Source organism: Collinsella sp. AM23-17 (assembly GCF_003470945.1).
GTDB lineage: Bacteria > Actinomycetota > Coriobacteriia > Coriobacteriales > Coriobacteriaceae > Collinsella > Collinsella aerofaciens_O.
Genome location: NZ_QRHU01000002.1, coordinates 55,331 through 74,949, shown reverse-complemented (window position 1 = coordinate 74,949; position 19,619 = coordinate 55,331). Strand labels below are relative to the sequence as shown.

Below are 19,619 nucleotides of genomic sequence, written 5' to 3'. Positions count from 1 at the left end.
GATGTTATTTTGACCAGACACTTTCCTGACCTGCGGAAATGCATTATCTCAGCTGAAGAATAGTCTGATAACAAAAAATTATTATTGAGAATGAGAATCATCTTTAATACGATATGCAACGAAGGCACAACCTCAACCCCGCACTGCGTCACAATAGAGCGTTAGATGCGAAACAACTATTTCGAGGATTGGTGGTCAAATGACCCAGGAGACGGTTACGAACGGCACTGAAGCCCTGTTCACTCGTGAAGGCATGCCTCCCGTTAAGGAAATGATCCCGTGTGCCCTTCAGCACGTACTGGCTTCGTTTGCCGGTATCATCACCCCGGCTGTCATCATGGCCGGCGTCTACGGCTTTAATAGCCAGCAGAGCACCGACATCATTCAGGTTGCGCTCATTCTTTCGGCAATCGACACGGCCCTTCAGGCCTTCGCTCCCTTCCGCCGCATCGGCGGCGGCCTGCCCATCGTCATGGGCGTCTCGTTCGCGTTCCTGCCGGCCCTGCAGGCCATGGGTGCCTCGGGCTTTAGCTTTGGTGCGCTGCTGGGCGGCGAGATTGTCGGCGGTGCCGTCGCGGTCCTCTTTGGTCTGGCCTACAGCAAGATTAAGTGGCTGTTCCCGCCCGTCGTGACCGGTACGGTCATCTTCTCCATCGGCGTTTCGCTGTATCCCACGGCCGTCAAGTACATGGCCGGCGGCATGGGCACGCCGCTGTGGGGCACCCCGCAGGCCTGGTGCGTCGCTCTTATCACCTTCGCAGTGGTCTTTGCGCTCGCCAACTTTGGCAAAGGCACGCTCAAGCTGGGCTCCGTGTTCTTTGGCATGATCGTTGGCATGATCGTCTCCATCCCCTTCGGCATGATCGACTTCTCCAGCGTCGCCACCGCTCAGGTCTTCGCCCTTCCCAAGCTCATGCCCTACGCGCTCGAGTTTGATCCCGAGGTCTGCATTACCCTCGCCGTCGTGTTCCCCATGGTTGCCATCCAGGTTATCGGTGACGTCTCCGCCGCCTGCCTGGGCTCCATCGACCGTATGCCCACCGAGCGCGAGCTCTCCGGCGCTATCGTGTCCCAGGGCCTCACTTCTATGGTCGGCGGCCTGCTGGGCGGTCTTCCCACCAGCGCCCTTGGCCAGAACGTGGGCATCATCTGCTCCAACAAGGTCGTCAACAAGTGGGTCTTTGTGATCATCGCGGCCGTCTTTGCCATTGCCGGTCTGTTCCCGCAGCTCTCTGCCGTCCTTTCCGCTATCCCGCAGCCCGTCATCGGCGGCGCGACCGTCGGCGTCTTTGGCACCATCACCATGAATGGCGTGCGCATGTTCACCCGCGAGGGCCTCACGCAGCGCACTACCACCATCGTCGGCACCTCCGTCGTCTTTGGCCTGGGTATCTGGATGGCCAGCGGTTGCCTTGCCGGCGAGGGTATGCCCGCCTGGGTGTCCACCGTCATCGGCTCCAATGCCGTAACCCCCACCGCAATCATGGCCATTGTCCTTAATCTGATCCTTCCGCAGACGCCGGTCGTGGCTCAGCACATCGATGCCGCCAAGGACGCTGCCGTGGATCTGGTCTTGCCCGAGAGCAAGAAGTAACCAATTCGGTGCTATTCGTCGGCGGACGTATCGCCTCGTCCGCCGACGCCATGCGGCGATAGGCCGCACTTCAAAGGGCTTGCCCCTTTGGTGAAGCGTTGACGGGAGAGGGCCCGTTTCCGGTGTAGGCCGGCGCTTCGCACTTCCGCTATGTCAGAGGTGTCAAACCCCGCCTCTGATGTTGAAGGGAGCATTCATGCTTCTGGTCGCTAACGGTTCTGTCTTTACCCGCAATTCTCAGACCCCGTTCATTCCCAACGGTGCGGTCGCCATTGACGGAGATACGATCGTCGAAGTAGGCCCCGAGCGCGAGCTCAAGGCCAAGTACCCGGATGCCGAGTACGTCGACGCGCAGGGCAACCTCATCATGCCCGGACTCATCAACTGCCACACCCACATCTACTCGGGTCTGGCCCGCGGCCTTGCCATTAAGGGCTGCAACCCCACCAACTTCCTGGAGAATCTTGAGCAGCAGTGGTGGAAGATCGATGACAACCTGACGCTCGACGGCACCAAGGCCAGCGCCTATGCCACGATTCTTGACTCCATCCGCGATGGCGTCACAACGATCTTCGATCACCACGCGAGCTTCTGCGAGATCCCAGGCAGCCTCTTTACCATTAAGGATGCAGCTCAGGAGCTGGGCATGCGTTCGTGCCTGTGCTACGAGGTCTCCGACCGCCGCGGTCAGGAAAAATGCGACCAGGCCATTGCCGAGAACGCCGAGTTTGCCCAGTGGGCCGCCAAGGAGCGTCGCGATAACGACAACCACATGATCGCCGCCATGTTTGGCGGTCACGCCACCTTTACGCTTTCGGACGAGACCATGGACAAGATGGCCGAGGCCAACAACGGTCTGACCGGCTTCCACATCCATGTGTGCGAGGGCATGAATGACGTGTGGGACTCCCGCCTCAACCGCGGTGGCATCAGCCCCGTCGAGCGCCTGCTGCAGCACAACCTGCTGGGTCCCGACACCATGCTCGGCCACTGCATCCACGTGACGCCTGCCGAGATGGATATCGTCAAGGAGTCCGGTACCTGGCTCGTCAACAACCCCGAATCCAATATGGGCAACGCCGTGGGCTGCGCCCCCGTGCTCGAGTTCTTCCGCCGCGGCATCCCCGTGTGCATGGGCACCGACGCCTACACTCACGATATGCTCGAGAGCCTCAAGGTCTTCCTGATCATTCAGCGCCACAACGCCGCCATGCCCAACGTGGGCTGGTGCGAGGCCATGACCATGCTGTTCGAGAACAACGCCAAGATGGCGAGCAAGTACTTCGACCGCAAGCTCGGTGTGCTCGAGGCCGGCGCTGCCGCCGACGTCATCGTTATGGACTACAAGCCCTTTACGCCGCTGAGCGAGGAGAACATCGACGGCCACATGCTCTTTGGCATGATGGGCAAAAACTGCCGCACCACCATCATCAACGGCCGCGTCCTGTACAAGGATCGCGAGTTCGTTGGCATTGATGAGGACAAGATCAACGCGTGGACCATGGCTGAGTCCAAGAAGCTCTGGAGCACGCTCAACGATCGCGCCTACTAATTCACAAGTAGTTTCGCGCGCGTCGGATGTTTCGCCGCATCCGACGCGCGTATAGGCGGCCTCCGCGGGGTCGCCGGCGCTGTGCTAGCGCTACACCGTATTTGCGCCCGCCGCGCGGTCTCGCCGGGCGTTACAGAGAGGAGCTCACTATGAGCGACATCATGAGGCCGATCCCGTTTTCGCAGCTGATGAACTGGATCATCGAGGAGCATAAGACCCAGGACGCCATCTTTGGCGTGCGCAAGATGGTCACGACCAACCAGGAGGGTGCGCTTCCCATTTTTGACGAGCGCATCGAGACTCCGTTTGGCCCGGCCGCCGGTCCCAATACGCAGCTGGCCCAGAACATCGTGGCATCCTATGTGGCTGGTTCCCGCTTCTTTGAGCTCAAGACCGTCCAGGTTATGGACGGCGAGGAGCTCTCCAAGTGTGTGAACAAGCCCTGCATCGTGGCGCAGGACGAGTGCTACAACTGCGAATGGTCGACCGAGCTCGAGGTTCCGCAGGCCTTTGCCGAGTACGTGAAGGCATGGTTCGCCTGCCACCTGATCGCTCGCGAGTACGGCCTGGGTAGCCCGGACGGCTTTGTCTTCAACATGTCCGTGGGCTATGACCTCGAGGGCATCAAGAGCCCCAAGGTCGACGCCTACATCGAGGGCATGAAGGACGCCAGCGGCTCCGACGTCTGGAACGAGTGCCGCGCATGGGCACTCGCCAACCTGGACAAGTTTGAGCATGTCGACGCTGCGTTTGTCGAGTCCATCCCGGCGCGCGTCTCCAACTCCATCACCGAGTCTACCCTGCACGGCTGCCCGCCTGCCGAGATCGAGCGCATCGCGACCTACCTCATCACCGAGAAGGGCCTTAACACCTACATCAAGTGTAACCCCACGCTGTTGGGCTATGAGTTTGCCCGCCAGCGCCTCAACGAGCTGGGCTTTGATTACATCGTCTTTGATGACACGCACTTCCGCGAGGATCTGCAGTGGGCCGATGCCGTGCCCATGTTCGAGCGCCTGATTGCCCTGTGCGCCGAGCGCGGTCTGGAGTTTGGCGTCAAGCTGACCAACACGTTCCCCGTCGACGTGACGAGGAACGAGCTGCCTTCCACCGAGATGTACATGTCCGGCCGTTCGCTGTTCTCACTGACCATCGAGGCCGCCCGCCGCATTACCGAGCAGTTCGATGGCAAGCTGCGCATCAGCTACTCCGGTGGTGCCACGGTCTACAACATCCGTGCCCTGTATGACGCCGGCATTTGGCCCGTCACCCTGGCGACCGACGTGCTCAAGCCCGGTGGCTACGAGCGCTTTAGCCAGATGGCCGGCGAGTTTACCGATCTGGACGGCAAGCCGTTCGCGGGCGTCTCTCTCGAGGCCGTGACCGCGATCCAGACCGACTCACTCACCAACCCGCTCTACAAGAAGCCGCTGCGCCCGCTGCCCGACCGCAAGGTCGCTGGCAAGAGCCCGCTTTCCGACTGCTTTACCACGCCGTGCCGTACGAGCTGCCCCATCCAGCAGGATATCCCTGCCTATCTGGCGGCTGTTGACGAGGGCCGCTACGAGGACGCGCTCAACATCATCATCGAGCGCAACGCCCTGCCGTTCATTACCGGTACCATCTGCCCGCATCCCTGCGGCCGTGCCTGCGAGCGTGCATTCTACGAGCCCGAGGGCGCCCAGATTCGCGCCAGCAAGCTCAAGGCCGCCCGCGAGGCCATGACCGCCGTGCTGCCCAAGCTGCGCGCCCAGGCCATTGCCAACGACGCCGAGCGCAACGTTGCCGTTATCGGCGGCGGCCCGGCCGGTCTGGCGACGGCGTTCTTCCTGACGCGCGCCGGCGTGCCCGTCACTATCTTCGAGGCCCGCGACTCTCTCGGCGGCGTGGTCCGTCACGTGATCCCCGAGTTCCGTATCGCGAGCGACGATATCTCCCACGATGCCGAGCTCTGTCTGGCCTTTGGCGCCAAGGTGCAGCTCAACGCCCGCGTGGAGTCCATTGACGAGCTCAAGGCCCAGGGCTTTACCGACGTAGTCGTGGCCACTGGTGCCTGGATGCCCGGCTCTGCGGGCCTGGGCGAGGGTGCCGAGCTCGACGTGCTGGAGTTCCTCGAGGCCGCCAAGAAGGGCGAGAAGCTCGAGCTGGGCGAGGACGTCGTGGTCATCGGCGCCGGCAACACCGCCATGGACGCGGCCCGCGTGGCCAAGCGCCTTGCTGGCGTGAAGAACGTGCGCCTGGTGTATCGCCGCACCAAGAAGCAGATGCCCGCCGACGAGGAAGAGCTCGATCTTGCTCTTGCCGACGGCGTTGAGTTCTGCGAGCTGCTGGCGCCCAAGGCGCTCAACGGCGCCGTGCTGACCTGCGACGTCATGGAACTTGGCGAGCCGGATGCAAGCGGCCGTCGCAGCCCCGTCGCCACGGGCGAGACCGTCGAGCTTTCCGCCACCACGGTGATCTGCGCCGTGGGCGAGGGCATCGATGCCAGCCTGTACGACGCCGCGGGCGTCGAGCACGACCGTCGCGGCCGCCTTGCCGCCACCTCCACCGGCGTCGAGGGCGTCTGGGCTGCCGGTGACTGCCGCCGCGGTCCCGCTACCGTGGTCGAGGCTATCGCCGACGCCGCCGAGGTCGCCCGTGCCATTGCCGGCGTGGACTTTAACAAGTACGCCGACTGCAACGAGCAGGCCGGCCGCGAGGACACCTGCTACGAGCGCAAGGGATCGCTGTGCCGCGACAAGCGCAACTGCACCAAGACCCGCTGCCTGGGCTGCGGCTCGGTGTGCGAGGTCTGCTGCGATGTGTGCCCCAACCGCGCCAACGTGGCAATTAAGGTGCCGGGCCTGGCCAAGCATCAGGTCGTCCACATCGACGGCATGTGCAACGAGTGCGGCAACTGCGCCGTGTTCTGCCCCTACCAGGAGGGTCGTCCCTACAAGGACAAGCTCACCCTGTTCTGGAGCGATCAGGACATGGAGAACTCCGAGAACGAGGGCTTCCTGGCAGTGGACGAGGACCACTTTAAGGTCCGCGTCGCCGGCACGGTCCGCACCGTCTCGGTCGATGCCGTCAACACCGGTCTGCCCGAGGCCGTCCGCCTGACCATCAAGGCCGTGCGCGACAGCTATCCGTATCTCCTTAAGAAATAGGCGAGTCTCTTATGGCCAAATCCATTCAACATAACGTGGCCTACGTTGCCTGCGGAAGCGGTTGCGCCTCCGCAGGCGGCGACGCCCGCTGCAGCGAAGGCTGCATTGGCTGTGGCGCCTGTGTCACGGCCTGTCCCCACGGCGCCATTGCACTGATTGATGGCATCGCCCGCGTGGACCGCTCCAAGTGCACGGGCTGTGGCCTGTGCGGCATGGCGTGCCCGCAGCGCGTGATTGCCTTTGTTCCCGGCTACCAGAACATCCTGGTGCGCTGCAACAACACCGATAAGGGCGCCATCGCCCGCAAGATTTGCGACACGAGCTGCATCGGTTGCGGCATGTGCGCCAAAAAATGCCCTGCCGGCGCTATCCGCATCGAGGACAACTGTGCCCACATCGACGGTGCGGACTGCCTGTCGTGCGGCATGTGCGCCGTCGTTTGCCCGCATGGCGCCATCCACGACCGCACCGGCATCGCCGCCGGCGTGTAGAAGGGAATCACCATGGCACAGGAATTCACTTTTACCGTTAACGGCGTCGAGCACACGACGACCCAAAACAAACCGCTGCTGCGCTACCTGCGCGACGACCTGCACATCCATTCCGCCAAGGACGGCTGCTCCGAGGGTGCTTGCGGCACCTGCACCATTCATGTGGACGGTGCGGCCGTCAAGGCCTGCGTGCTGACCACCGCCCTTGCCGCCGGCCGCAACATCGTGACTGTCGAGGGCCTGCCCGAGGACGTGCGCGAGGCCTTTGTGTACGCCTTTGGCGCCGTGGGCGCCGTGCAGTGCGGTTTTTGCATCCCCGGTATGGTCATGGCAGGCGCGGCGCTGATCGCCGAGGACCCCGAGCCCACCGAGGAGCAGATCAAGTACGCCATCCGCGGCAACGTCTGCCGCTGCACCGGCTACAAGAAGATTATTGAGGGCATTTCGCTGGCCGCTGCGGTGCTCCGCGGCGAAAAGCAGATCGACGAGGACCTGGAGCGCGGCGACGACTACGGCGTGGGCAAGCGCGCCTTCCGTATCGACGTGCGCAAGAAGGTGCTCGGCGAGGGCAAGTACCCCGATGACATCGACGAGCTCGATCAGCCGGGCCTGACCTATGCCAGCGCCGTGCGCTCCAAGTATCCGCGCGCCCGTGTGCTTTCCATCGACACCTCCAAGGCCGAGGTCCTGCCCGGTGTGGTGGGCATCCTGCGCGCCGAGGATGTGCCGGTCAACCAGGTCGGCCACCTTATCCAGGATTGGGACGTCATGATCGCCCAGGGCGATATCACCCGCTGCGTGGGCGATGCCATTGTGCTGGTGGTTGCCGAGGACGAGGCGACGCTCGAGAAGGCCAAGAAGCTCGTAAAGATCGATTACGAGCCGCTGGAGCCCGTGCGTAACATTGTCGAGGCCAGGGCTGCCGACGCCCCGCGCCTGCACGACAGTTTCTTTGCCTTTGGCAACACGGTGGAGCTCAAGGACAACGTGTGCCAGAGCCGTCACGTGACGCGCGGCGACGCCGCCAAGGCGCTGGCAGAGAGCGCGTTCACCGTGACGCAGCGCTTTACCACGCCCTTTACCGAGCATGCCTTCTTGGAGCCCGAGTGCGCCGTCGCCTTCCCGTACAAGAACGGCGTCAAGGTGCAGTCGACCGACCAGGGTGCCTACGATACGCGCAAAGAGTGCGCCCACATGTTTGGCTGGGATAGCGAACCCGAGCGTGTGGTCGTCGAGACCATGCTCGTGGGTGGCGGCTTTGGCGGTAAGGAGGACGTTTCGGTCCAGCACCTGGCCGCGCTTGCTGCCTATAAGCTCCAGCGTCCTGTGAAGTGCAAGCTCACGCGTGCCGAGTCGCTCGCGTTCCATCCCAAGCGCCATGCCATGGACGGCACCTTTACGCTGGGTTGCGACGCCGAAGGCAACTTTACCGGTCTGGACTGCGAGATCAACTTTGACACCGGCGCCTACGCGTCGCTGTGCGGCCCGGTGCTCGAGCGCGCCTGCACGCATGCCGTCGGCCCCTACAAGTACCAGAACACCGACATCCGCGGCTTTGGCTACTACACCAACAACCCGCCCGCCGGCGCGTACCGCGGCTTTGGCGTGTGCCAGTCCGAGTTTGCGCTCGAGAGCCTGATCGACCTGCTGGCCGAGAAGGTCGGTCTGGACCCGTGGGAGATTCGTTATAGAAACGCCATCGAGCCGGGCGAGGTTTTGCCCAACGGCCAGATTGCCGACTGCTCCACGGCGCTTAAGGAGACGCTGCTCGAGGTCAAAGATGCCTACTATGCGCATCCCGGACACGCCGGTATCGCCTGCGCCATGAAGAACGCCGGCGTGGGCGTGGGCCTGCCCGATGCCGGCCGCTGCAAGATTCGCGTCGAGAACGGCGTGGCCGTGGTCTATGCCGCCACGTCCGACATCGGCCAGGGCTGTAACACCGTCTTTTTGCAGGACGTTGCCGAGGCATGCGGTTTGCCGCTTCACTGCATTGCCAACGGCGAGTGCTCCACCGAGAACGCTCCCGACTCCGGCACCACGTCTGGCTCGCGTCAGACGGTCGTGACCGGCGAGGCCGTGCGCGGCGCCGCCTTCCTGCTGCGCGATGCCATGGTCGGCATCGAGGCCGGCAAGCCCGCGCCCGATGCTCCCGTGAGCGCGCATGGCGACGGCGTCAAGATCGAGTACGACGACGGCCGCGCCTACCAGCTGCGCACACAGGAACTCGTCGCCGGCCAGGGTATGCATCCTCAGGATCCCACGGCCGCCATCAAGGCGCTCGAGGGATGCGAGTTTGGCTACGTGTATCTGGAGCCGACCGACAAACTGGGCGCCGACGTCCCCAATCCCAAGAGCCACATCTGCTACGGCTTTGCCACGCACGTGGTCATTCTGGACGATGACGGCCGCGTGAGCGAGGTCTATGCCGCGCACGATTCCGGCAAGGTGGTCAACCCCATCTCGATCCAAGGTCAGATTGAAGGCGGCGTGCTCATGGGTATGGGCTATGCGCTCACCGAGGACTGGCCGCTTAAGGACTGCGTACCCCAGGCAAGGTACGGCACGCTCGGGCTGTTCCGTGCGCCCGAGATTCCGGATATCCACGCCATCTACGTGGAGAAGGACGAACTGCTGCCCGTGGCATACGGCGGCAAGGGCATCGGCGAGATCGCAACGATCCCCACGGCGCCCGCCGTGCAGAATGCCTACCGCGCGTTTGACGGCAAGCTGCGTCCAAATCTGCCCATGGTGGATACGCCGTACAGCCGCGCTCGTCACCGCGGGTAGGGTAGAACGCGGACGCCCATTGCTGACGGGCTGTTCGCGCTCAACATCAACTGTATATGCTGCGCCTTTGGCCCCAGCTCCATCGCGAGCCGGGGCCTTTTGTTTGGAGTGGAGGCAGCATCCCGGAATTGGCGCTCAGAACGGGATGCGCTTTCCGGTTGGAGCTTCAAACGGAAAGTGCATCCCGGAATCCGCGCCTGGAATGGGACACACTTTCCGGTTGTCGTTCACTTGGAAACTGCATCCCAGTTTGAGCGTTCATTCTGGGACACGCTTTCCGTTAGGCCTACCATCCGGAAAGTGCATCCCGTTTTGAGCGTCCAGACTGGGACGCGCTTTCCGCCAGCGTGGCTGCTGGGAAAGCATGTCCCAGATTGGCAAGATGCGACGCAGCGAGTCGCCGTTCAGCGGCCCCTACAGCTCCACGTCGTTAAGCCATGCTGGCAGAGCGGTCTGGCGGATGCCTGCCGTCTGCAGCTTTTTCGCGAGCATGCCTGCCGAACGGACTTCGATCATGGTAAAGCGGATGAGCGGATGGCCGTAGAGCGATAGGTGCGCCTCGCGCTGTCGTTCGGCAACGAGCGCCTCGGCGGTGGTGCGTCCGGCCAGCATGGTCTGGTCGGTATATTTGATGAGCCCGTCGAGCTCGCCCAGCGTGAGTTCCCGCGCCTGGCGCTCCCAGGCAAAGTCCGTTCGTATGGGCTTGGCCGAATCGAAGGGGTCCGTCAGCTCGTATTGAAGCCAGTCGGGCGCAAAGCCCGTCTCGATCATGACGGCTCGGGCGACCGATTCCCCGCCGCTCTCGGCGCGGGCGTCGGCATATCGAAGCGTTGTGAGGGCGGTGCGAATCGCGTGACCATTGCGGGCAGTCGCTCGTTGCTCAACGGCCTCCATCAGCTGTTCCGGCGCAAGGCCGAGCTTTGAGATCGCCGAATCGGCAATGGGCATGCCGTCGGCAAAACCAGTTTGCAGCAGGCAATCTGTGGCCGTTTGGATGGGCGGCGTTACCGATACGCCGGCTCTGCGTATTGCTCCGGCCGGCTCAATCTGGTGTCGCTGAATATGTGCGCCCGGACGAGCCGACGGCTTTGTCGAGCTGCAAACATGCACGACGTTCAGGTGTCGCCACGAGACCTCGAGCCCCAGCAGGCAAGCTGCCGAAAACGAGCAGAACGTCCAATCGGGATGGATGATCGCAAGGGCGCGGATAATCTCGCAATGGCGTTGCGCTCGGTTGAGTTCATCCCAGCGCGTTTTTCGCGCAAACAACCCCGGCATGGGCGAGACAACCGTGCCGCCGGTGCGCCGAAGGAGCGCTTTTCGGATCGCGGTGCTCGGGGGAATCAGACAGCGCCCCTCTTGTTCGGCTTGAGTGAGCAGTTGGTCGATGAGCTGGTCATTGCAATGGGTCATGAGCTACCGCCTCCTTTTTGGTAGCAAAAACGTATCAGCTGGAACTTGCCGCTCAGCTGACCAAAATCTAACCATGCAGGTAGATGACCTGCTTTTGGCGACATATTTCTTGTTTGAATCGGTGGGCGGTAATCGGCGACCGTGAACGGTGGCTGGATATGAAGTCTTGGTAAGTTTCGGGACGTGTACTTTTTCGAAAAACGGTAGTCTCTCCGCGGAAAGTGCATCCCAGAATTAAGCCTCGGAACGGGATGCATTTTCCAGTAGATGCTTCAGTGGAAAGTTCATCCCAGAATTCAGGCTCAGAACGGGACGCGCTTTCCGGATGGCATGCTTGGCGGAAACTACGACCCAGTATTTGGCTCCAGAACGGGATACATTTTCCGGAACGGTCCCCAAACGGAAACTGCGTCCCGGATTCGACGTTCAGAACGGGATGCCGTTTCCGGTTGAGGCCTCGAGCGGAAAGCGCATCCCATAATCCCCAATGGCACCGCAGCGCATTTCGTGTCCGCGCGGGCGTCTGCGCCGGTCGTCGAATGACGTTATAGCTGGCTATATTATAGGTAGCTATAACGTTCGACCCTCCGACAACCCTTGGCCTTTGGCGGGACATGAGTCGCGAAGACGCTGCGGTTTGCCATGGCATGATGGGCGGCATTCCCGCATATATCGAGAAATCCGATTCTGTCGCACCGCTCAAGGACAACATCAAACGTCTTTTTCTTACTCCTACGGGCTATCTCTTTGAGGAGCCGAGCAACCTGCTGTTGCAAGAGTGTCGCAATCCCGAGCAATATGATGCGACCGTGCAAGCAATTGCTCAGGGGCGCTCGAAGATCTCGGAGATTACGAGCTCTACGGGAATCCCCGCGAGCAACGTAAAGACGATGACGAGGGCGCTGCGCTGTTTGCGGAGTGCAAATGGCGCAATGAGCCCGTGGGCGAAGACGTGCTGCAAAAGCCCGTGCACCGAAGCGAACTCTTTAGACGGCAGCGAAAAAGCTATGCACTCTTCTCAAAACGTGGCTTTACGCAGGGATGTCGGGATGCCGCGGAGAGTAGGGGAGACGTCAAGCTGATCTCGTTTGCCGAGATGTGAGGGCGCAGCGGCGGTTGCCGAGGCCTCGTTACCGAAAATCCATTTGTTAAACCCAACGTCCGTGGCTAGAATAAGGTCGACGGCAGCCCAAGTGGTGGAAAGCTGGGCAGCGCCGTTGCTTGGTCAAGGGGTCAAAGCCTTAATTGTAGCGACTTGTTATGCTTCGAACGCCGCTTGAGTGCCTCGGAAAGCCCGACAAACGCTGTGAAAAGCGAGATCAAAGCAAGCAAGAGCTCTGTGAGCTCTGATGGGCCCGGGATGACCGCTGATTCAAGTCACCGGGCCTAAATTTTTCATGCATTTGAATAGAGCGGGCGACTCTCTTGGGGTCGTCTGCATGGCGTACGCCTGGCGCATAGCATTGCGTCCCGCTTTCATGTCCGCGCGGGCGCCTATCCTTACGGCAATGTAGCCGTTTATGTAGCAAGCGGCAGTTGGCGGAGAAAGGCCCTAACCGTGTCAGCTGAAAAGATGCCGGGTGTCTCGGCTATCGATACGACGAACTTTGCGCGCCAGATCGTGCTGGACTTTGAGTTTGCGCCGGTGCCAAAGCAGCGTCAGCGCCGTGGACTGTGCAATGAGATTATCGAGGCCGGCGCCGTCAAGCTCGATTACCACGGCAACGTTATGGGCGAGTTCTCGCAGTTTGTACAGACGGAATTTACCGAAGGCGTTGCGTTCCCCGTCCGCGAGCTCACAGGGATATCGGCCGTGGGCACCGCGATGGCCGATCCGCTCTACATGGTGATCAAAAGGCTCAGCGATTTGATCGGGCGCTACTCCGCCCAGGTGGTCTGTTGGAGCGGGGCGGATCGTCGACAGCTTTTGATCGAGTGCCAAGCAAAGCACGTCGATCTTTCCGCATTTCCTACGGACTGGGCCGACCTGCAGGCGTTTTACACCTCGATCATGGACATGAGCAGCCACGGGTGCGTCTCTTTGAGTGACGCAGCGACGTGGTTTGGCATCGAGTTCGACGAGTCGACAGGCCACGCCCACAGCGCCCTCGCCGATGCGCGCGTGACCGCCAAATTGCTCAAGCAGGTGATGGATGGGGACTATCACGTGAGTCCATGCGCCCAGGAGGTCCGCCAGCGATGGGGGATGGGCGAGCGAGCCCAGACGCGCCTCTCCAGCAAGTGCCCCGAACTGGGCGACCTGCTGCTAAAGCTGAAGGCGGAGGGGAGGTAGGTGGCTCATTTGGGGACAAACAGAAGGAATGGTTGCGCGAAGGATTCTAGGATCAGCAGCAGATGGCTGTGTTTGGGATCCTACTCAAGGACACGCCGACACCCGCTGAGACCAAGCAGGTCAAGAGCGTGGACATCGAGATGACTTCTACTATCGGAGAACGGCTTGCTAACATGATTCGCTGGATGGGCAGGCATAGACCCGTGACGCTGCGCGCGTTATCGTGCACAATGAGGCATACAGGCTGCCAGAGGCGAACTGTCCCGACGAGGTTCTTAGCAACTGCATCATCGAGATTATTGAGTACTTCTACGAGAGGGATTTGGCAGCGTAGAGCAATCTAATTTTACGCATTTGCAGGAGGAAGCCGGTATGGCAGACGAACTTGTTTTTAGTGGCGGCGAGATAGTTTACGCCATGCCTCAACTGCCCAAAGTTACATCTGTGCCGCTGAACGGTAGCGCCGTGCTGGTTGGTTTTAAGGACGCTCCCGATGGGGAGGAGATCCTCTTTGATTTTGACCCTCGGGCTGAAAAAGCTATGAAGCTCGACTATGAACTTGCGGCCGTTAGCGGGCTCCTCACGGGCGCGTTGAATATTCTTTGGCAGAAAGACTTCAACCTAGAGGGTGCCAAAGAGTGGGGCGACGAGAAGGTTGGTAAATTCGTTCTTACGATTGCCAGGTCTGCGGGTATGACAAAGGCGGATGCAACTCTAGAAGACGCTATTCGCTTTCTAGAGAAAGAGTTTCCTCTTGCCGCGGACAAGCTGACTGCCGAGTTTGGCGGCGGGCTCCAACATCATCTGCGGGATTTCTCGCACCACCCGAGCTTGGTTGGCCTTGCGTGTTCGATCCTCTCGCAATTCACGTGCAAAGGCTATGGTACCGATACGGCCGGCCGGTTTGTCGCCTTTGACCTGCCTGCCGCCGCCTTCGATCCCGACTGCCCTCTTGTAGGCAGGAACGTTCCAGAGAAGATCGCGTTTGGCACTCTGTTCTGGGCAATGCATCTCGTGAGCGACATGGCGGGGTCTAGTTCAAACCCCGGTAAGGGGACGGGCATTCCCGGCGTCGTGCTGTCCCTGCTAAAGGAGCTCTCCTCCCTGCCTGTTTTTCAAGACATGCAGATTGCCTATAAGGGCGAGGATATTCGCATTCAGCAATGGATCTCAAAGCTGTTTAACGGAACGGCGTTCAAAACCGAGGACGGCAAGCCCATTCGCTTCGACCTTCGGACGGAAGTCGGTCTTCTCGATCAGGCTTTAAGCCAGGTGCCAGCAGTCGTGGCCAACGAGGTTATCGTTCGTTGTCTCTACATGCTTTCAAGGCTCAAGGCCGAGCTAGAACGTTGCGAAGTGAGCAAGGTTTCCGGCTTGCGCAAGCTCAAGGCTTCGCATTTCATGCCCTACAACAGCAAGGCCCTCACTCGCATGGTCACGGTTTCGAGCACTTCGTTTGTTTTGGCGAATCTGGCGACGGCGGCGGTCAGGGCGGGTATCGAATGCGAGGGGAACAAGGTTGTTTTCGCCCAGAAGTTCTTCTTGCGAATAAACTACGTTGGGGTTGGACGCCTTGCGTTTGCCCTCCATGCCGACTGGGACTATATGGCGGAGGAAATGTCCGAGGCTTGGGCTGAGCGCGCCAGACGCCGCCAGGATATCTTCGATGGATTCCACTTTTATAGCCTAGATAGAGAAACGACGAGGATTGCCTTTTCGCTGAAGCTTGCCGCCATCAACTACGACTGCGGGAACGAGAAGAACGAAGTGCGCAAAGGGCAAAAGAGGAGCTGGGCTCGCGCGTGGCGGGATTCGGTCGCGGATGGCCCAGGCATAGATGCAGACAGCTACTTTTTGAGCGAGGAAGATGCGTACGGAGCCCTTGAGGCTATTTCGCGGCAGCGAGGCGGTAAGGTGCGCGCCCTGCTGGTTGCACAGGAGTTAGTTGAGTTTTGCCCCTATTCGCAGCTGGGAGATGAAGAGAAGAAGGAATACAAAGGTTTGAAGGAGAGTGGGTCTTGGGTTAAAGATGAATTTCCCAGGAGACAAGACGCGGTTGATCTGGACGCCATACGTTCCCTAGAGAAGCAATGCGGGGCGCATATCCGTGAGCTTTCAGGCACATTGCCAAAGGCCTTGGTGGGTGGCGCTATTGCCGTGGCGACGGCCCTGGGCACAGGAGGAGTGGCCGCGGCATTGGCTCCGGATATTGCTGTCGGTATCTTTGGAGGCTCGTTTGTCGGTCTTCACGGGGCTGCGCTTGTCAATGCGAGCCTTGCTGCAGCCGGCGGTGGGGCCTTGGCCGCCGGCGGCATGGGTATGGCCGGTGGCACTGCTTTGATTACGGGCGGCGGCGCCGCGCTTGGTCTATTGGGTTCCGGCGGCGTTGCCTTGGCGGCATCGATGGGGGAGAACTACGCGCAGTTCGTGCTCGTCGAATGTTCGAGGCTCCTTGCTTTTCTTGATGTGGCAACTGACCGCTGCCCGCATGAAGGGGCCATTTTGGTTCGGAAAGCGGCCGAGGCCGTGCAACGCAGCATCGCTGGTGTTGAGGAAGATGTAGAGAAGGAGAATGGAAAGGGGGACCGCAGGGATAGCAGGTTGCTTAAGCAGTTGAAGAGGGGTCTTGGGTATTTGACTTCAACCCTTAAGCGGATCGAGAAGATACAGAAGCACCTTGGTGCCGCCGGTGAGGGTGAGCCGCTCAACAGCTTGCCGGCATCGGGTGATGAATAGGTACACTGCATATTGATGCCCCGGGAATGGCCTCTGATATGAGTCGCCGGGGTTTATTTTGTTTGGGTATGTAAAATTACTGGTTGGGTCAATAAATCAGTGATTGGTGATACCACTTACCAGATTTGTTAAACTATTGGTTGGCCGAAAGCTCAAATCATGGCTTTCGGTTGTAAAATACATGGTTGGAATTCTATTTTTCGCAGAGAGGTCCAACCATGGCCGATAAGACCGCGTTCGACTACGTGAACGAGATATGGAGCATCGCGAACTACGTGCGTGATGTCATTCGCCCCGCCGACTACAACAAGCTCATCCTCCCATTCGCCGTGCTGAGGCGCTTCGAGTGCGCCCTCGAGCCGACGCGGGCGGCCGTGAGCAGACAGGCCGCCAAGGGGGTCTGGGACGACGACGACCCGAAGTACTGCGCCCTCTCCGGCCACTGCTTCTACAACGTCACGAGCTTCACACTCTCCAACCTCGGGGCGACGAAGACCTGCGACGCCCTCATGGCCTACATCAACGGCTTCTCCGCGAACGCCCGCGAGGTCCTGCAGCGCTTCGAGATGCGGCAGACCTGCGAGAAGCTCGACGAGAAGGGCATGCTCTACGAGGTGTGCACACGCTTCTCGGGCTTCGACCTCGGGCCCGAGACGGTCTCCGACCGCATGATGACCGACATCTACGAGCACCTCATCCAGCGATACGGCGAGGAGATCTCGCAGGACGCCGAGGACTTCATGACGCCCAAGGACGTCGCCCGCCTCGCAACCGCGCTGCTCTTCGCAAACGAGGACACGCTGCTCAACGCCGACAACGGCGACATCCGCACGCTCTACGACGGCAGCTGCGGCACCTGCGGCTTCATCTGCGACGCGCTCGACCAGCTCGACGAGTGGCACGACAAAGGGCACTTCAGCAGCCCAACCAAGATCGTCCCCTACGGCCAGGAGCTCGAGGACGCGACATGGGCCATGGGCAAGGCAGCCCTTATGCTGCGCAACATCGCCGGGGGCTCGGGAGACGTGCTCGACCAGATGACCGACCTGTCGGCCGGCATCATGCTCGGCGACACCCTCGACGACGACAGGTTCGAGGGACGCACCTTCAACTACCAGCTCACGAACCCGCCCTACGGCAAGGAGTGGAAGAAGGAGAAGGACGTCGTCCTCGAGGAGATGGGACGCGGCTTCGAGGGCAGGTTCGGCGCCGGCAAGCCCGACATTGACGACGGCAGCATGCTCTTCATGCAGAACGTCGCGGCGAAGATGGCGCCGCCCGAGGAAGGCGGCGGCAAGGCGGCCATCGTGCTCTCGGGTTCCCCGCTGTTCAACGGGGATGCCGGCAGCGGGCCATCGGGCATCCGCCGCTGGCTGTTCAGCGAGGACCTCGTTGACTGCATCGTGAAGCTGCCGACCGAGATCTTCTACCGCACGGGCATCGCAACCTACATCTGGGTGCTCAACAACCACAAGCCGGAGAACCGCAAGGGGTACGTGCAGCTCATCGACGCCTCGGAGGAGAAGACCGCCCTGCGCAAGAGCCAGGGGAACAAGCGCTACGAGGTCGGCGAGGACCAGGCCGCGTGGATCGTGCGCACCTACGTAGACGGGCACGACCACGGCAGGTCGGTCATCGTTCCCGTCGAGGACTTCATGTACCGCAAGGTGACCACGCAGCGCCCGCTGCGCGTTGTCATTGAGCCCTCGGCCGATGGGCTGGATGCCCTCTTTACCCTCAGCAAGCCCATGGAGAAGCTGTCGGACGCGAGCCGCGCCGCCATTCGCTCCTGGGTTGAGAAGAACGAGGGCGCCTCGCTCACATACAGCGAGGTCCTGGCTGCGACCGAGAAGCTTCACAAAGCGATCGAGAAGCCCAAGCCACAGAAGACGAAGCTCGTCGAGGCACTCGTCAAGGTGTTCGGTCGGCAAGACCCCTCCGCGGAGCCGGCGGTCGATGCGAAGGGCAACCCGGTGTTCGACCCCGAGCTCAAGGACACGGAAAACATTCCAATCGGCATGGAAATCGACGACTACATGGCGAGCGAGGTGCTGCCCTACGCTCCCGACGCCGTGGTGGACGGGTCGGTAAGGGACGAGCCCAAGTTCGACAACAAGACGGGTCTCACGGCCAACCCGCTTGGCGACGGTGGGGTGGGCGTGGTCGGCACGTCGATCTCGTTCAACAGGTACTTCTACAAGTACGAGAGCCCCCGTGCCCCCGAGGTCATCGCGAAGGAGATTCTCGAGCTCGAGGACGGCCTCGGCTCGCTCATGAGGGGGTTCCTGGCATGAGGACGAGAAGGGAGATAAACAGTGCTGAGTGGTTCGGTGAGGTGCCGGACGGCTGGAACATGGTGCCGTTGCCGAGGCTTTTTATGAGCAGCAAGGGAATGACCGTCACTAGGGCTGACTTAGTTGACGAAGGAGCTCCCGTCGTCAATTACGCCCAAGTGCATTCGAAGTTAAACAATAGATTCGGTATCCACGAAGAGCTCATAAAGCACGTCCCTACGGGCATGGTTCCAAAAGGGCTGAAATATTCCGAGAAAGGTTCCTTTATCTTCGCCTGCACATCAGAGGACCTTGCCGGGTGCGGAGACTGCATATACAACGATTCTGAGCGGCCGGTTAATCCCGGAGGCGATACCCTGCTCCTCTCTCCGGTTGACGAGGTTGAGAATAAGTACCTTGCATATCTTTTCTCTACCGACATGTGGCGCTGGCAGATTCGGCGCGACTTGATCGATGTGAAAGTTTTTCACGTTAACCAAGGCAACCTGCACGAGACCTACGTCACAGTCCCGCCTTGTGATGTCCAACGCCGTATCGTCTCCTACCTCGACGAGCGCTGCGCGGCCATCGACGATGACGTGAAGAAGCGCCAAAAGGTCATAGAGAGGCTCAAGGAGTACAAGAAGTCCCTCATCGCGCATGCTGTGACAAAGGGCCTCGACCCAACCGCAGAGATGAAAGACAGCGACATTAAGTGGGTAGATCAAATTCCCTCTAATTGGCAGACCTCCAAGCTCAAAGCTCTATTTCAAATTACAAAACGAATTGCCGGGGTTGAAGGATTGACAGTTCTGTCGATTACACAAGATGGAATTAGGCCCAAAGATTTCAGCACAGGAAAAGGGCAATTTGCTGAAACATACTCACATTATCAACTCGTACATCCTGGCGATTTTGCGATGAACCACATGGACCTCTTAACAGGTTGGGTGGATATATCTCGCTATGAAGGAGTGACAAGTCCTGACTACCGAGTGTTTTCAGCCCGTGACCTTGCGGTAAGCAACCCGAGTTACTACCTCTACCTCTTCCAGATGTGCTACCTCAATCGGGTGTTTTTCGGTTCAGCAAATGGAGTTGCTGACAAGGGGCGCATGCGACTACAAACCAACGCATTTAACAACTTCGTCGTTCCTTTACCACCTTTAGAAGAGCAAAAAAGGATAGCGGCCTACCTCGACGAGCGCTGCGTGGCCATCGACGAGGCAATCTCACGCCAGGAGCAGCTCATCGAGAAGCTCGGCGAGTACCGCAAGTCCGTCATCCACCACGCCGTCACCGGCAAGATCGACTGCACGGAGGCATAG

Annotated in this window: 11 protein-coding genes; 10 read left to right on the top strand and 1 reads right to left on the bottom strand. The window is 60.4% G+C overall.

The features are described from left to right. The first annotated feature begins 199 nt into the window (after positions 1-199). From DW645_RS01140 to xdh, 5 genes are all read left to right on the top strand, one after another. The gene (locus tag DW645_RS01140; protein ID WP_055285183.1) at positions 200-1,594 is read left to right on the top strand and encodes a uracil-xanthine permease family protein; all 1,395 of its coding nucleotides are present in this window, start codon (positions 200-202) and stop codon (positions 1,592-1,594) included. Between the two features lie 196 nt (positions 1,595-1,790). Further along, positions 1,791-3,146 carry a putative aminohydrolase SsnA gene (gene ssnA / locus DW645_RS01135; protein ID WP_117773422.1) on the top strand — a complete coding sequence of 452 codons (1,356 nt, stop codon included), beginning with the start codon at positions 1,791-1,793 and terminating at the stop codon, positions 3,144-3,146. A 149-nt stretch (positions 3,147-3,295) separates the two neighbouring features. Beyond that, positions 3,296-6,295, top strand: coding sequence for a putative selenate reductase subunit YgfK (ygfK, locus tag DW645_RS01130; RefSeq protein ID WP_117773420.1), 3,000 nt, complete (start codon positions 3,296-3,298; stop codon positions 6,293-6,295). A gap of 11 nt (positions 6,296-6,306) precedes the next feature. Further along, positions 6,307-6,786 carry a 4Fe-4S binding protein gene (locus DW645_RS01125; RefSeq protein WP_117773418.1) on the top strand — a complete coding sequence of 160 codons (480 nt, stop codon included), beginning with the start codon at positions 6,307-6,309 and terminating at the stop codon, positions 6,784-6,786. A 12-nt stretch (positions 6,787-6,798) separates the two neighbouring features. Then, positions 6,799-9,576: a selenium-dependent xanthine dehydrogenase gene (gene xdh / locus DW645_RS01120; RefSeq protein ID WP_118225871.1), complete on the top strand. Its 2,778-nt coding sequence runs from the start codon at positions 6,799-6,801 to the stop codon at positions 9,574-9,576. Positions 9,577-9,990: 414 nt separating this feature from the next. Here xdh and DW645_RS01115 read toward each other — a convergent pair whose 3' ends face one another. Further along, entirely contained in the window at positions 9,991-10,989 is a 999-nt protein-coding gene (locus DW645_RS01115; RefSeq protein ID WP_118225870.1) for a hypothetical protein, read from the bottom strand. 614 nt (positions 10,990-11,603) lie between these two features. Here DW645_RS01115 and DW645_RS09870 point away from each other — a divergent pair. The 5 genes from DW645_RS09870 to DW645_RS01095 all read left to right on the top strand — a co-directional run bounded on the left by DW645_RS09870 (position 11,604) and on the right by DW645_RS01095 (position 19,619). Then, entirely contained in the window at positions 11,604-12,071 is a 468-nt protein-coding gene (locus DW645_RS09870) for an ATP-binding protein (protein WP_147356617.1), read from the top strand. Between the two features lie 476 nt (positions 12,072-12,547). Continuing rightward, on the top strand, positions 12,548-13,282 hold the full coding sequence (locus DW645_RS01110; RefSeq protein WP_118225869.1) for a 3'-5' exonuclease: 735 nt from the start codon (positions 12,548-12,550) through the stop codon (positions 13,280-13,282). A 1,867-nt stretch (positions 13,283-15,149) separates the two neighbouring features. Then, complete coding sequence (locus DW645_RS10210; RefSeq protein ID WP_118225943.1) at positions 15,150-15,227, top strand: hypothetical protein; 78 nt, start codon at positions 15,150-15,152, stop codon at positions 15,225-15,227. 1,009 nt (positions 15,228-16,236) lie between these two features. Further along, complete coding sequence (locus tag DW645_RS01100; RefSeq protein WP_117655015.1) at positions 16,237-18,312, top strand: class I SAM-dependent DNA methyltransferase; 2,076 nt, start codon at positions 16,237-16,239, stop codon at positions 18,310-18,312. Further along, positions 18,309-19,619 carry a restriction endonuclease subunit S gene (locus DW645_RS01095; protein ID WP_117655014.1) on the top strand — a complete coding sequence of 437 codons (1,311 nt, stop codon included), beginning with the start codon at positions 18,309-18,311 and terminating at the stop codon, positions 19,617-19,619. Before DW645_RS01100 ends, DW645_RS01095 begins: the two co-directional genes overlap by 4 nt.